At 59.0% G+C, this 14,519-nt stretch carries 11 protein-coding genes; 7 read left to right on the top strand and 4 right to left on the bottom strand.

From position 1 onward, the window contains the following. Positions 1–4: 4 nt before the first annotated feature. Positions 5–1,078 (bottom strand): cytochrome c oxidase subunit II, encoded by a 1,074-nt coding sequence (locus tag ACLI1T_RS08020; protein ID WP_411702365.1) that lies wholly within the window; start codon positions 1,076–1,078, stop codon positions 5–7. A 388-nt stretch (positions 1,079–1,466) separates the two neighbouring features. On the opposite strand from ACLI1T_RS08020, the gene asnB reads away from it, so the two are divergent. Beyond that, positions 1,467–3,389 carry an asparagine synthase (glutamine-hydrolyzing) gene (gene asnB / locus ACLI1T_RS08025; protein WP_411702366.1) on the top strand — a complete coding sequence of 641 codons (1,923 nt, stop codon included), beginning with the start codon at positions 1,467–1,469 and terminating at the stop codon, positions 3,387–3,389. A 91-nt stretch (positions 3,390–3,480) separates the two neighbouring features. Here asnB and ACLI1T_RS08030 read toward each other — a convergent pair whose 3' ends face one another. After that, positions 3,481–3,825, bottom strand: coding sequence for a HesB/IscA family protein (locus ACLI1T_RS08030; RefSeq protein WP_005283948.1), 345 nt, complete (start codon positions 3,823–3,825; stop codon positions 3,481–3,483). A 142-nt stretch (positions 3,826–3,967) separates the two neighbouring features. Between ACLI1T_RS08030 and ACLI1T_RS08035 the strand changes: the two genes are divergently transcribed. Beyond that, positions 3,968–4,648, top strand: a complete 681-nt coding sequence (locus tag ACLI1T_RS08035) for a DUF3043 domain-containing protein (RefSeq protein WP_411702367.1) — start codon at positions 3,968–3,970, stop codon at positions 4,646–4,648. A gap of 12 nt (positions 4,649–4,660) precedes the next feature. Continuing rightward, positions 4,661–5,437, top strand: coding sequence for a nicotinate-nucleotide--dimethylbenzimidazole phosphoribosyltransferase (locus tag ACLI1T_RS08040; protein WP_411702368.1), 777 nt, complete (start codon positions 4,661–4,663; stop codon positions 5,435–5,437). Positions 5,438–5,474: 37 nt separating this feature from the next. On the opposite strand, the gene ACLI1T_RS08045 is transcribed toward ACLI1T_RS08040, so the two are convergent. Next, positions 5,475–6,569, bottom strand: a complete 1,095-nt coding sequence (locus tag ACLI1T_RS08045; protein WP_411702369.1) for a branched-chain amino acid aminotransferase — start codon at positions 6,567–6,569, stop codon at positions 5,475–5,477. 105 nt (positions 6,570–6,674) lie between these two features. Here ACLI1T_RS08045 and ACLI1T_RS08050 point away from each other — a divergent pair, with 105 nt between their 5' ends. Together ACLI1T_RS08050 and ACLI1T_RS08055 are read left to right on the top strand one after the other, a co-directional pair. Then, a complete protein-coding gene (locus ACLI1T_RS08050; protein WP_411702370.1) occupies positions 6,675–8,171 on the top strand; it encodes a leucyl aminopeptidase in 1,497 nt (498 codons plus the stop codon). 38 nt (positions 8,172–8,209) lie between these two features. Next, on the top strand, positions 8,210–8,746 hold the full coding sequence (locus tag ACLI1T_RS08055) for an isochorismatase family protein (protein WP_349852655.1): 537 nt from the start codon (positions 8,210–8,212) through the stop codon (positions 8,744–8,746). A 5-nt stretch (positions 8,747–8,751) separates the two neighbouring features. On the opposite strand, the gene ACLI1T_RS08060 is transcribed toward ACLI1T_RS08055, so the two are convergent. Continuing rightward, positions 8,752–9,162 (bottom strand): oxidoreductase, encoded by a 411-nt coding sequence (locus tag ACLI1T_RS08060; RefSeq protein ID WP_349852654.1) that lies wholly within the window; start codon positions 9,160–9,162, stop codon positions 8,752–8,754. Positions 9,163–9,287: 125 nt separating this feature from the next. Between ACLI1T_RS08060 and sucB the strand changes: the two genes are divergently transcribed. Next, positions 9,288–11,378: a 2-oxoglutarate dehydrogenase, E2 component, dihydrolipoamide succinyltransferase gene (sucB, locus tag ACLI1T_RS08065; protein WP_411702371.1), complete on the top strand. Its 2,091-nt coding sequence runs from the start codon at positions 9,288–9,290 to the stop codon at positions 11,376–11,378. Positions 11,379–11,675: 297 nt separating this feature from the next. Beyond that, a complete protein-coding gene (gene gcvP, locus ACLI1T_RS08070) occupies positions 11,676–14,519 on the top strand; it encodes an aminomethyl-transferring glycine dehydrogenase (RefSeq protein ID WP_411703308.1) in 2,844 nt (947 codons plus the stop codon).

The following is a 14,519-nucleotide window of genomic DNA, read 5'->3' on the forward strand; positions in this document are numbered from 1 at the left end:
TCTCTTATGCCGCGGTCTTGACGGAGTTGTCACCATCGGCGGTGTCACGCTCGCCGGAGAACGGGTGGGTGGTAACTGCGTACGGATCCTGGCCAATTTCCTTCAACGCCTCAGCGTTGGTGGCATTCGGGTTCTTCTCGCGGAAGTCCATGTAAGCATTGAAGTCCTCTGGGGACACAACGCGAATCTCGAAGTTCATCATGGAGTGGTAGGTACCGCACATCTCGGCACAACGGCCAACAAAGGCGCCTTGCTTATCAATCGACTCAATCTGGAAGCTGCGCTCCTGAGCGTTGGATTCAGGGTGTGCATAGACGTCGCGCTTGAACAAGAACTCTGGAACCCAGAACGCGTGAGAAACGTCAGCGGAAGCCAAACGGAACTCGATTGCGGTATCAGAAGGAAGAACCAGAACCGGAACCTCTTCGGTGGAACCTACAGTCTCAATCTTGTTGTAGTTGAGGTAGGAAAGGTCGCCCTTGGACTTACCGTGAATTGGGTTGGGGTTATCCACACCTTCAGGGTCATGGGCGGTCTTTTCCGCTTCGGCCTGACGCTCTTCGTCCGCACCGTTGTAGTTCTCACCATTGACGTGGTTCTCGGCGTAGCCGAACTTCCAGTTCCACTGGAATGCGGTGACGTCTACGACCACCTTTGGATCCTTATCCAATGCGGTGACCTTCTGCTGGGTCTGCACCGTGAAGAAGAACAAAGTCATGATGATCAGGATTGGAACGATGGTCAACACCATTTCCAATGGCACGTTGTACTGCGTCTGGCGCGGGAATTCACCCTTGCCATCGCGCTTCGCCTTCTTCGCGCTCCAGCGGAAAATTGCAGTAAGGAATAGGCCCCACATGATGAAGCCGACGATCCAAGCTGCAACCCAGACCCAGATCCAGAAGTTGTACATTGCTTCAGCCTCAGGGGTAACACCCTTTGGCCAACCGAATCCCAGGAGGTTCTCTACAGCAGTTGGCGCCTGAACGTCACAACCAGCCAGGGCGAGACCGCCTAGGGCAAGTGCGCCAGCTACGCCCGCCTTACGGGCGAAGGTGCGCTTATTACGCTGTCCCACGTGTGTTCTGCCTTTCTGTCCACACAAACTTCTCGAATACTCACAGAGCACCCTTACCCAATCAGAATAATGGATAAATGCTTGGTTCCCAGCCTTTTTGAAGCTTTAAAAGAAACCCAGCGCGCTCAATTTATATCCACGTTTCAGTAGGTTACCGCCCCACCTGCATAATGTTCCAACCGCACCCCCTGTCTGCGCCTTCACCATGTGCCTTAACTCACAGGGTGCTGTTCCAGTCATCATCCGAAAGTTCGCACCCTTACGGGGAAGCTTAATTTAAGCTTTTCTGCAGCTTCCTCCAAGCCGTGGCGCTTTCTGGTTTCCACCCCACGCACCGTAAAGTAGAACAACGAGCACCAGTCGCTTAATTAAAAGGAGCTATCTTTACATGTGCGGACTTCTTGGCATGCTCGCGGCCACCGGTGACGTGGACAAATATGTCGACGCGCTGGAGCGGTCGCTTCCTTGCATGCACCACCGCGGACCGGACGCAGCCGGTACTTGGCATGATGGCGACGCCGCCTTCGGCTTTAACCGCCTGTCCATTATTGACTTGGAACATTCCCACCAGCCCCTGCGCTGGGGCCCTGAGGACGAGCCAGAGCGGTATGCCCTTACGTTTAACGGCGAGATCTACAACTACGTTGAGCTCCGCGATGAACTCAAGGCTTTGGGCTACACCTTCTATACGGAAGGCGATGGCGAGCCCATTGCGGTGGGCTACCACCACTGGGGCAAGGACGTCGTTGAGCACCTCCGCGGCATGTTTGGCATCGTCATTTGGGATACCAAGGCCAAGACCATGTTTGCCGCGCGCGACCAGTTCGGCATCAAGCCGCTTTACTATGCCACTACGGACGCCGGCACAGTCTTTGCCTCCGAGATGAAGTGCATCTTGGACATGGCCGAGGACATTGGTCTAGATCTCAACCTTGACCGTCGCGCTATCGAGCACTACGTAGACCTACAATACGTACCAGAACCGGAATCGTTGCACGCCAAGATTCGCCGCGTGGAATCCGGCTGTACGGTCACCCTGAAGCCGGGCCAGGAGGTCGTATCCGAGCGCTACTTCAAGCCACGTTTCCCGGTCCAGCAGGTGCTTGAAGGCGAAGAGCAGCAGCTTTTTGACCGCATTGCAGAAGCGCTGGAGGATTCCGTCGCCAAGCACATGCGTGCCGATGTCACCGTTGGTTCCTTCCTCTCTGGCGGCATCGACTCCACCGCCATCGCTACCCTGGCCAAGCGCCACAACCCAGATCTGCTGACCTTCACCACTGGTTTCGAGCGCGAAGGCTATTCCGAGGTGGACGTGGCCGCAGAATCGGCGGCAGCCATCGGCGTAGAGCACATCGTGAAGATCGTCTCGCCGGAAGAATACGCCGAGTCGATCCCAAAGATTATGTGGTACCTGGATAACCCAGTCGCCGATCCTTCCCTCGTGCCGCTGTACTTCGTGGCCCAAGAGGCCCGCAAGCACGTCAAGGTGGTCCTGTCCGGTGAGGGTGCCGATGAGCTTTTCGGCGGCTACACCATCTATAAGGAGCCGCTGTCGCTCGCGCCATTCGAGAAGATCCCTTCTCCGCTGCGCCAGGGACTGGGCAAGCTTTCCCGCGTGCTGCCGGAAGGCATGAAGGGCAAGTCCTTGCTCAACCGTGGCTCCATGACCATGGAGGAGCGCTACTACGGCAACGCACGCTCCTTTAACTTTGAGCAGATGCAGCGCGTAATCCCATGGGCCAAGCGCGAGTGGGATCACCGCGAGGTTACTGCGCCCATCTATGCGCAGTCGGAGGGCTTTGACCCGGTAGCCCGCATGCAGCACCTTGACCTATTTACTTGGATGCGCGGTGACATCTTGGTCAAGGCCGATAAGATCAACATGGCCAACTCTTTGGAGCTGCGCGTGCCATTCCTGGATAAGGAAGTATTCAAGGTCGCAGAATCCATCCCACATGATCTGAAGATTTCCCACGGCACTACCAAGTATGCGCTGCGCAAAGCTATGGAACAGATCGTTCCCGCGCACGTCCTCAACCGCAAGAAGCTGGGCTTTCCCGTTCCTATGCGTCACTGGCTGGCCGGCGACGAGCTCTACGGCTGGGCGCAGGACACCATCAACGATTCCCAGACCGAGGACATCTTCAATAAGAAGGAAGTTCTGGAGATGCTCAAGGAGCACCGCGATGGCGTCTCCGATCACTCCCGCCGCCTGTGGACCGTACTGTCCTTTATGATCTGGCACGGCATCTTTGTGGAAAAACGCATCGACCCACAGATCGAGCAGCGCGACTACCCGGTCAAGCTTTAGGCCGCACTGAGTAAAGCTACATACAGAGCCATAAAGACGTAAAAGAGGGTGAGCGCCGAGAAGCACTCACCCTCTTTCTTTATCCTTCTGTTTAGTTGAAGGAATCGCCACACGCGCAGGAGCCGGTGGCATTCGGGTTATCGATGGTAAATCCCTGGGACTCGATGGTGTCAGCGAAGTCGATCTTGGCACCGGTAAGGTACGGCACGGACATCTTGTCCACGACGAGCTTGATGCCACCTACCTCATCGACCTTGTCGCCATCAAGGCTGCGGTCGTCGAAGTAGAGCTGGTAGCGCAGGCCAGCGCAGCCGCCGGGCTGCACTGCGATGCGCAGGGAGAGATCGTCGCGGCCTTCCTGATCAAGCAGGCCCTTTGCCTTTGCAGCTGCGGCCTCGGTCAGAATGACGCCGGTTTCGGAAACTGGAGCGGTCATCACTTCTCCTCAAATGTGTCTTGGTTGCGTAGCCACTACCCTACCCGCATCTACGAGGAGGGAAAAGGTAGCCCATAGTAATAACAACGCCGTGGGCGGGCCTATTCCCCTCTTGGGGTCGAAACCTTGTAGTCTGATCAGCGTGAAACTTCCGTGGCAAAAAGATGACAAGACCTCCCCTGAACCCGCTCCCGCGCAGGAAGAAGTTCAGGAAGAACCCCACCGCAAGGGGTATACCCCTCCGAAGGGTCGTCCCACGCCAAAGCGCCAGGAACAGGAAATCGCGCGCGGCGTGAAGCGCGATCCACATGGAGTATCCGATGCGCAGCGCTATAAGCGCCGCAAGGAACTCAAAAAGTCCATGAATAAGGACGAGTGGAAAGAATATAAAAAGCAGGAGCGCAAGGAGCGTAACCAGCGCAACCGCGAAAGCCAGGAGCGCATGGCCGAAGGCGATCCACGCTTCCTCCCAGCCCGCGACCAGGGTGAAGAGCGCGCCTACGTACGCGATTGGATCGATGCCCGTCGCACGCTTTCGGAATGGGTGATGCCGATGGCGCTTGCCCTTATCGTGGTGGTCTTCGTGACCTATGCGGCTCCCAGCATCGCCGGCCTTATCAACGCGATTGCCATGGTGGTCATCCTTATCTTCGCCATCGACGGCATCTGGCTGGGCAGCCGTGCTAATAATGCGGTCCGCAAGAAGTTCCCCGGCACCACCGCGACCGGCTTTGGCCTAGGATTTTATGCATTTTCCCGCGCCAGCCAGCCCCGCAAGTGGCGCATTCCTCGCCCGCGCGTAGAGCGCGGGGCCGACGTTTAAGGAAGCACGCTCATGGCTGATTCCCCGCAGCTTTATCCCTACGGCCGGCTAAGCGATGCCGCACAATGGCTAGCCGCCTGCCAAGATCGCTCCCCCGCTTCCGAGCCACAGCGGGTGCGGGCCATCATCTTTACCGAGGACGGTGAAGGGATCCCACAGGCCACGGAGACCGCTGCGCGGCGGGTTGGGGCCAGCATTAAATCCGTCACGGTGACGGATTGCTCCACGGCCTATGACCTAGGCGTACAGACGGCGGATGCGGAAATCGATGGCGGTGCGGATCTGTTGATACCTGGCGGCATCGACAGCACGCAGGCTGCCGCGGCCGTCACGGGGGTTCTGGCGCAGGAGGAGCCGGTAGTGGTCGTCGGCAAGCAGCCGAGCGTCGAAGCCTGGAAGGCCGAGGTTGCAGCCATTCGCGATTCCATGTTTCGGATGCGCGATCTGACTGGGCGGGCGCTCATTAAGGCCAGCGGCTCCCCCGTACTGGCCGCGCTGGTGGGCTTTATGTCCCAAGCTGCGCGGCGGCGCACGCCCCTGCTTGTCGATGCCTCCTTAACCGCCACCGCCACCGTATGCGCCGCCGCAGACACGCGGATCCACGACTGGATCCTTGCCACCAATATCACGCCGCAGCCAGCTCACGGGTTGGCCTTAAAGAAGCTGCGGCTGAAGCCCCTATTGGATCTGCAAATGGAGCCGGTACCGGCGCTCGGCGCCTTGTCTGCCCTACCCCTTTTATTGTTGGGCGTAGAAATTACCGCGGACACCACACAGGCAGAGGCCTAGCCACGCGCTGCATCGCACCGCAGCTCAGCCAAGCGCACTAGCCCAGAGTGTGCAACCAGCCGTGGGCATCCTCCACAGCACCGCGCTGGATACCGGTCAGGCGCTCGCGCAAAGCCATGGAGACCTCGCCGGCCTCGTTATCGTTGACGCTGAAATCGGTGCCGTCACCAATGACGCGCCCCACCGGCGTGATAACGGCAGCGGTACCACAGGCAAATGCCTCAGTCATCTTCCCTGATTCCACATCGCGCTGCCATTCTTCGGCGGTAATGCGCCGCTCGGTAACCTTGTACCCCATGTCTTCAGCGACCTGCAGCAGGGATTGGCGGGTAATACCGGGAAGCAGGGAACCGGATAGCGCCGGGGTGACGATCTCGGCGTCGTCGCCGGTGCCGTAGACGAACATGAGGTTCATCCCGCCCATCTCTTCGATATACCGGCGTTCGATGGCATCCAGCCACACCACCTGGTCACAACCCTTTTCTTCGGCCTGCGCCTGCGCCAACAAGGAGCCAGCATAATTGCCGGCGAATTTCGCGGCACCGGTTCCGCCCGGCGCGGAGCGGACATAGTCAGTAGACAGCCATACCGAAACCGGCTTAATGCCGCCGCTAAAATACGCACCGGCGGGCGAGGCCAAGAGGATGAAACGATACGCATTGGCCGGGTGGACACCTAGCGAGACCTCAGTAGAAATCATAAAGGGGCGCAGGTAGAGCGACGCTTCCCCGCCTGCTTCCGGTACCCAGCTCTTATCGATGTCCACCAACTGGCGCAGTGCCTCAATGAACTCTTCTTGCGGTAGCTCAGGCATCGCCAAGCGCTGCGCCGAATTAATAAAGCGTTGCGCGTTTTGATCGGGGCGGAAGGTAACGATGGAATCATCGGGCTGCCGGTAGGCCTTAATGCCCTCAAAGACGGCTTGGCCGTAATGGAAGACATTGCTCGCTGGGTCCATCGTCAGTGGACCGTAAGGGCGGACCTGCGCATCGTGCCAGCCCTTCTCCGTGGACCAATCAATGGTTACCATGTGGTCCGTAAAGTACTGGCCAAAGCCGGGATTGGCCAGGATTTTGTCTAAATCCTCTGCCGCCGTTGGTTGATTCGTACGGGTAATCGTGTAATCAAGCATGCCCACAATCTACTCCTTTTATCTATAGCCGGGTAGGAATATGTTCACTTTAGCGCGGTATTATGGGCAGAAGTTTCATTAGTACCAATTAAAAAGGAGGATATTATGTCTCAGCACGCTGGACCCGCACGTGGAGCGTTTCCGGAACTTAAGCTAGAAAAGAAGGCCCCAAAGAATGCCCAGGCGCTACTCATCGCGGCATTCGAAGGTGAAGACAGCATTGAACTTCCAGGCACCTCGCTGCTCAAGCCGGCCGCGCTGCGCGAAGCATACGAGTCCCTCATTGCTGTAGGGGCAACCGGCAAGGCCAATGAGGTCACCCGCATCCCGGCGCCTAAGAAGGCAGAGGTCGATTCCATCATCGCCGTCGGCCTAGGCGATGCCGAAGACCTCGATGCAGAAACCTTGCGCCGTGCCGCCGGCAGCGCCGCACGCTCGATTTCCAAGCTGGAAGAGGTAGCCACGTCCCTGGGGGATTTTGGAATCGCGCCCACTGTAGAAGGCCTCATCTTGGGCGGCTACAAGTTCAAGGGGCTGCGCTCTAAGCCCGGCAAGGATTCCGAGCAGCCCGCCGCTTTTACCGTGGTGGCAGAAAAGTCCGCGCGCGAGGAGTTCGAGGCAGCGAAGATCACCGCAGAATCCGTGCTCATTGCCCGCGATCTGGTCAATACCCCGTCGAACCTGCTGTACCCAGAGTCTTATGCAGACTTCCTCTCCGCCCAGGCTGAAGAGGTAGGCCTCGATGTAGAAATCTTGGATGAAAAGGCATTGAAGAAGCAGGGTTTTGGCGGCATCACTGCGGTTGGTCGCGGTTCCGCTCGCCCGCCGCGCTTGGTGCGCCTGAGCTGGAGCCCCAAGAAGGCAAAGAAACACGTGGCGCTCGTGGGCAAGGGCATCACCTTCGATACCGGCGGCATTTCCTTGAAGCCAGGCTCTGGCATGTGGGACATGATTTCCGATATGGGCGGTTCCGCTGCTATGGCCGCCTCCATCATCGCCGCGGCAAAGCTCAACCTGCCAGTGAAGATCACCGCTACCCTGCCGCTGGCGGAAAACATGCCAGGCGATAATGCCACCCGCCCGGGCGATGTCATCACCCACTACGGCGGCATTACCTCTGAGGTACTCAACACCGATGCAGAGGGCCGCTTGGTGCTTGCCGATGCCATCGCGCGCGCCAGCGAGGATAAGCCCGACTTCCTCATCGAAACCGCCACGCTGACCGGCGCCCAGATGGTCGCCTTGGGCGGGCGCACCGCCGGCGTCATGGGTTCGGAGGACTTCCGCGACCGCATGGCCAGCATCGGCCGCGAGGTAGGCGAAAACGCATGGGCCATGCCGCTATTGGAAGAGCACGATGAATCCGTGAAATCCGCCAGCGCAGATATCCGCAATATCAACGCCAAGCGCGAAGGCGGCATGGAATACGCCGGTACTTATCTGAAGCACTTCGTAGGCGAGGGCATCGAATGGGCACATATCGATGTCGCTGGGCCTTCCTTCAATACCACCGGTGCCTATGGCTACACGCCAAAGATGGGTACGGGCGTTCCTACCCGCACCGTCATCGCTGCCCTGCGCGAGATTGCTGAATCAAAGTAATACCCCGCGCCGCCGACTGGGCATAAAATAGCGGAGTTATGAACACTGCTTTAATCATCGTTGATGTCCAACACGATTTTTGCCCAGCCGGCGCGCTCGGCACCGATCGCGGCAACGAGGTTGCGGAGAAGATCGCTTCTTTGCAGACCGAGTATGACACCGTCGTTGCCACGCAGGACTGGCACATCGATCCGGGTTCCCACTTTGCGGAGGACCCGGATTTTGTCGATTCTTGGCCGGTGCACTGCGTTGCTGATTCCTATGGGGCCCAGATGCACGAGGCCATCGGGCCTGCGCTAGCATATTTCCGCAAGGGCGAATACACCGCAGCATACTCCGGTTTCGAGGGCGCAGCGAATGGCGTTTTGCTCGCAGATTGGCTGCGCGAGCACGCTATCGACGCAGTAGACATCGTCGGCATTGCCACGGATCACTGCGTGCAAGCAACCGCAGCGGATGCTTTAAAGGAAGGTTTTTCCGTCCGCGTCTTAAGCGAGTACTGCTCCCCTGTTGATGCAGACCGCGGGGATGCCGCCCTGGCAAGGCTAGGAAAGGCCGGCGCCACCATTATCTAGGCCGATTAACTTAAGTCTTGCCCCGAATCAGGGTTCTCCCCGCGCTCAAAACGGGCGCGGCGAAGGCGCTGTTCTTCCCTTTTACGCAAGATGCGTTGGCGTTCCATGCGCTCGCGCATGCGTTGGGGGTACCCGGTTTCTTCGACATCAAAAACGTCGCATTGCAATAGTTTTCTTACCGCGTCAATCCCCTTCGGCCCGCCGATGCGCCGGCGAATAAACTCACCATTTTCATCCACCACGACCACAGACATTTCATTGACCACGGTCTCAGGCTCGATAAATGCCTCGACAAATGCCTTATCGGCCGCCCACATTTTGAGCTCTTGTTCATCTTCCGGGCGAATAGTTTCTCCCGGACCGCGGGGCGGTCGCAGTGGCGATCGGGACTTATTGCGGCGGAAGAGGTTGAACATAACCCACTAGTTTACCCGCATGGAGGGTATTACTAACCCCACTACTGCACGATGACGGGCATCACGCTGTAAGATTGTGTGGTAGCGATAGAATACTTCCAACTTTTCGAGGAGTCTTAAAACTCATGGCGAACTCCGTTGAGATGCCCGAGCTGGGCGAGTCCGTAACCGAAGGCACCATTACCCAGTGGCTTAAGTCCGTCGGCGACACCGTCGAGGTGGACGAGCCTTTGCTCGAGGTCTCCACCGACAAGGTCGACACCGAAATCCCTTCTCCCGTGGCCGGCACCATCCTAGAAATCAAGGCCGAAGAAGACGACACCATCGAGGTCGGCGAGGTGATCGCGCTCATCGGTGATGAAGACGAGGCTGGCTCCTCTTCCGATGATTCTGATGACTCCGATGACGATAAGTCTGAGGACAAGGAAGAATCCAAGTCCGAGGAGAAGGAAGAAAAGGACGAGAAGAAGTCTGGCTCTAGCTCCCAGGCTTCTGGTGAGACCACCGATGTGGAGATGCCTGAACTCGGCGAATCCGTCACCGAAGGCACCATTACGCAGTGGCTTAAGTCCGTCGGCGACACCGTCGAGGTAGACGAACCACTGCTCGAGGTCTCCACCGACAAGGTCGACACCGAAATCCCTTCCCCCGTCGCCGGCACCTTGGTAGAAATCCTCGCCGAAGAAGACGAAACCATCGAGGTCGGCGAAGCCATCGCCCGCGTCGGCGACGAAAACGCCGCACCATCCTCCGACGACTCCGACTCCGACGACGACAAGTCCGAAGACAAGGAAGAAACCAAGTCCGAAGACAAGGAAGAGTCCAAGTCTGACTCCTCTGCCAAGTCCTCCGGCGAAGCCACCGATGTGGAGATGCCTGAACTCGGCGAATCCGTCACCGAAGGCACCATTACCCAGTGGCTCAAGTCCGTCGGCGACACCGTCGAGGTAGACGAACCACTGCTCGAGGTCTCCACCGACAAGGTCGACACCGAAATTCCTTCCCCCGTCGCCGGCACCCTGGTAGAAATCCTCGCCGAAGAAGACGAGACCATCGAGGTCGGCGAAGCCATCGCCCGCGTCGGCGACGAAAACGCCGCACCATCCTCCGATGACTCCGACTCCGACGACGACAAGTCCGAGGACAAGAAGGAAGAGCCTAAGTCTGACGAGAAGAAGGAAGACAAGGGCGAGCCTGCCAAGGAGGAGAAGAAGGAAGAACCGAAGCAGGATTCTTCCCTGAACACCTCCACCAAGGTCAACAACGGCGATAACGTTCCATACGTCACCCCGTTGGTTCGCAAGCTGGCGGATAAGCACGGCGTGGACCTCAATTCCATTGAGGGCACCGGTGTGGGCGGACGCATCCGCAAGCAGGACGTCCTTGCAGCTGCTGGTGAGGGCGATGCGAAGGCATCGGCAGGCGAAGATAAGAAGACTGCTGACTCCCCACGCGCACGCTGGTCCACCAAGTCCGTGGATCCGGAAAAGCAGGAGCTTATCGGCACCACCCAGAAGGTCAACCGCATCCGCGAAATCACCGCTACCAAGATGGTGGAAGCGCTGCAGATTTCCGCACAGCTTACCCACGTGCAGGAAGTCGACATGACTCCTATCTGGGATATGCGCAAGAAGAGCAAGCAGGCGTTCATTGATAAGTACGGCGCCAACCTGTCCTTCCTGCCGTTCATCGTGAAGGCCACCACGGAGGCTTTGGTCTCCCACCCGAACGTGAACGCCTCCTATGACCCAGAAACCAAGGAGATGACCTACCACGAGGATGTCAACGTCGCCATCGCCGTAGACACCCCGAAGGGTCTGCTCACCCCGGTCATCCACAAGGCACAGAACCTGTCCTTGCCGGAAATCGCGCAGCAAATTGCAGAGCTGGCTGATAAGGCCCGCAATAACAAGCTGAAGCCAAATGACCTGACCGGTGCCACCTTCACCGTGACCAATATCGGTTCCGAGGGCGCCCTGCTCGATACCCCGATCCTGGTTCCGCCACAGGCCGGAATCCTGGGTACCGCGGCTATCCAGAAGCGCGCTGTGGTGGTCAATGAGAATGGCCAGGATGCCATCGCCATCCGCCAAATGTGCTTCCTGCCCTTCACCTATGACCACCAGGTCATCGATGGTGCGGATGCAGGCCGCTTCATCACCACCATCAAGGACCGCCTGGAGACTGCAGACTTCGAGGCTGACCTCGATATCTAAAAGCAGTTAGCTAACTGGCATACCTCCCGTTCCTTCTACTCGAAGGGGCGGGAGGTTTTGTCATGCCTGGGGTACCGCGCGGGGGTGTAGCGCGTGAACCTCCGCCACAGATATCAGACGAATTTTATCCCGGCACTACAAGACATATTTCACTAATTGGGAGGTAAGCAGGCTACAACACATTTTCATCGGAGAGTTACTGCATAAAAGTTTCTCAAGGGCGCTGTTTTTACCGGTTATTAAACATATACTTAGGGGCGGTTAAGACCATTGCACCCGATGAAGGAGACCTCACAGATGGATTTCATCTCCCGCCACCTAGGGCCGGATTCTTCCGAGCAGGCCGCCATGCTCGGCACGGTGGGCTACGACAGCGTGCAGGCGCTTGTCGATGCCGCCATCCCGCCCAAGATCCGCGCTACGGAACTTCCCCACCTGCCAGAAGCACTTTCTGAAGACGGGGCACAGGCCGCTTTGCGGGAGTTCGCCAATCAAAACACTGTGCTGAAGCCCTTCTATGGCCAGGGCTATTCGGACACCCTGACCCCCGCCGTCATCCGCCGCGGCCTACTTGAGGATGCCGGCTGGTATACCGCGTACACCCCCTACCAGCCTGAAATTTCCCAGGGCCGCTTGGAAGCCTTGCTCAACTTTCAGACCATGATCGAGTCTCTGACAGGTCTGCCCATCGCGAACGCTTCCTTGTTGGATGAGGCTTCCGCTACCGCAGAGGCGGTCGGTTTGATGTCTCGCGCGGTGAAGAAGGGCCGCCGCGTCGTGCTGGACTCCCGCCTCCACCCACAGGTGCTCACCGTTGCCGCTGAACGCGCCCGCGCGATTGACCTCGAGGTAGAGATCGTCGACCTGCGCGAGGGCTTGGTGGGCGAAGACCTCATCGGTGCCGTCATCGCTTACACCGGCACCGAAGGCGAGATTTTCGATCCTTCTGCTGTGATTGAAGAGCTGCACACCCGCGGCGCGCTGGCCTCCGTAGTCACTGACCCGCTGTCCCTGCTGCTCCTAGAAGGCCCCGGAAACTTGGGCGCCGATATCGTTTTGGGCTCGTCCCAGCGCTTTGGTGTACCCCTCTTCTTCGGTGGCCCGCACGCTGCCTACATGGCGGTAACGGATAAGCTCAAGCGCCAGATGCCGGGCCGCATCGTCGGTGTCTCCAAGGATGCAGATGGCCGCCCGGCCTACCGCTTGGCGCTACAAACCCGCGAGCAGCACATCCGCCGCGAGCGCGCGACCTCCAATATTTGTACTGCCCAGGCACTTTTGGCCAATGTGGCCTCGATGTATGCCGTCTACCATGGGCCGAAGGGACTCAAGGACATCGCCGAGCGCGTGCACAGCTTGTCCTCCTCCTTCGCCCAGTCCATCGTGGATGCTGGTTTGGAGATTACATCGCAGCACTTCTTCGATACCGTCACCGTCTGCGGTGTTGACGCCCAGAAGATCAAGGCCGATCTGCAGGATGCGGGCTACTTGGTGCGCGCAATCGGAACCGACAAGGTATCCGTATCCTTCGGTGAATCCGCTACGCAGCGCGATGTCGCACACTTGGCAGAGGCCTTCGGCGCCACCCCGGCTGAAGCAAACTTTGACCTGCCGGAGAACCTGCAGCGTGCCGAGGAACCGCTAGAGCACGAGATTTTCCACTCCATCCATTCTGAGACCCAGATGCTGCGCTACCTGCGCAAGCTCGCGGACAAGGACTTGGCGCTGGACCGCTCCATGATTCCGCTGGGCTCGTGCACCATGAAGCTCAACCCCACCGCGGCCATGGAGCCCATCTCCTGGCCAGAATTCGCGGGCATCCACCCGTATGCCCCAGAAGAAACCACGGCGGGCTGGCGCGCGTTGGTGGAAGAGATCGAAGGCTGGCTCGCAGAGCTTACCGGCTATGCCAAGGTCTCCATCCAGCCGAATGCCGGCTCCCAGGGCGAGTTGGCGGGTCTACTGGCCATTCGCCGCTACCACGTGGCCAATGGCGATAATGAGCGCGATGTCGTGCTCATCCCGGCCTCCGCGCACGGCACCAACGCCGCTTCTGCCACCCTGGCTAACCTGCGCGTCGCCGTGGTCAAGACCGCCGATGACGGCTCCATTGACGTCGCGGACTTGGAAGAAAAGATCGAAAAGCACGGCAACCACATCGCCGGCATCATGGTTACCTACCCCTCCACCCACGGCGTCTTCGACCCCGAGGTGCGCGATGTGTGCGATAAGGTGCACGCGGTCGGCGGCCAAGTCTACATCGATGGCGCCAACATGAACGCGCTGACCGGCTGGGCACGCCCAGGCGATTTCGGCGGCGATGTCTCCCACCTCAACCTGCACAAGACCTTCACCATTCCGCACGGTGGCGGCGGCCCGGGCGTTGGCCCGGTGGCTGTGGCAGAACACCTCATCCCTTTCCTACCCAGCGATGCCGCATCCCCTGAGCTTGATGCCACCGCGGAAACCCCTGTTGGCCAGGGCGTTCCCATTACCGGCAGCAAGTACGGCTCCGCCGGCGTCCTGCCCATTTCCTGGGCTTACCTGGCCATGACCGGTGCCGAGGGCCTCGCCGCCGCATCCGGCCACGCAGTATTGGGCGCTAACTACCTGGCGGCCTCGCTCAACGAATACTTCCCCGTCCTCTACACCGGCAACGAGGGCTTGGTGGCACACGAGTGCATCATCGATTTGCGCGAGCTTACCGATGCCTCCGGGGTCACCGCCGCCGATGTGGCCAAGCGCCTCATTGACTTCGGCTTCCACGCCCCCACCCTGGCCTTCCCTGTGGCCGGCACCTTGATGATTGAGCCCACCGAGTCTGAGGACAAGGGCGAGCTGGATCGCTTCATCGAAGCCATGCGCACCATCCGCGCCGAAATCCAGGAGATCATCGACGGTGAGGTGGCCTACGAGGACTCCGTTATCCACCACGCACCGTTTACGGCTGAGTCGGTGGCTACCGATAACTGGGAGTACTCCTTCGGCCGCGACAAGGCCGCGTGGCCGGTCAAATCCCTATTGCATAGCTACAAGTATTTCCCACCAGTTCGCCGCCTCGATGAGGCCTACGGCGACCGCAACCTGGTGTGCAGCTGCCCGCCGCCAGAAGCATTCGAGATCGACGATTCCGAGGAGTAA

This window comes from Corynebacterium tuingiense, from assembly GCF_046718165.1.
Taxonomy (GTDB): domain Bacteria; phylum Actinomycetota; class Actinomycetes; order Mycobacteriales; family Mycobacteriaceae; genus Corynebacterium.

Excerpts from the sequence above, each read along its gene's own strand:
- gcvP (WP_411703308.1), top strand. The coding sequence starts at position 11,676 with ATGGATTTCATCTCCCGCCACCTAGGGCCGGATTCTTCCGAGCAGGCC.
- asnB (WP_411702366.1), top strand. The coding sequence starts at position 1,467 with ATGTGCGGACTTCTTGGCATGCTCGCGGCCACCGGTGACGTGGACAAA.
- ACLI1T_RS08050 (WP_411702370.1), top strand. The coding sequence starts at position 6,675 with ATGTCTCAGCACGCTGGACCCGCACGTGGAGCGTTTCCGGAACTTAAG.
- ACLI1T_RS08060 (WP_349852654.1), bottom strand. The coding sequence starts at position 9,162 with ATGTTCAACCTCTTCCGCCGCAATAAGTCCCGATCGCCACTGCGACCG.
- ACLI1T_RS08055 (WP_349852655.1), top strand. The coding sequence starts at position 8,210 with ATGAACACTGCTTTAATCATCGTTGATGTCCAACACGATTTTTGCCCA.
- ACLI1T_RS08030 (WP_005283948.1), bottom strand. The coding sequence starts at position 3,825 with ATGACCGCTCCAGTTTCCGAAACCGGCGTCATTCTGACCGAGGCCGCA.
- ACLI1T_RS08045 (WP_411702369.1), bottom strand. The coding sequence starts at position 6,569 with ATGCTTGATTACACGATTACCCGTACGAATCAACCAACGGCGGCAGAG.
- sucB (WP_411702371.1), top strand. The coding sequence starts at position 9,288 with ATGGCGAACTCCGTTGAGATGCCCGAGCTGGGCGAGTCCGTAACCGAA.
- ACLI1T_RS08040 (WP_411702368.1), top strand. The coding sequence starts at position 4,661 with ATGGCTGATTCCCCGCAGCTTTATCCCTACGGCCGGCTAAGCGATGCC.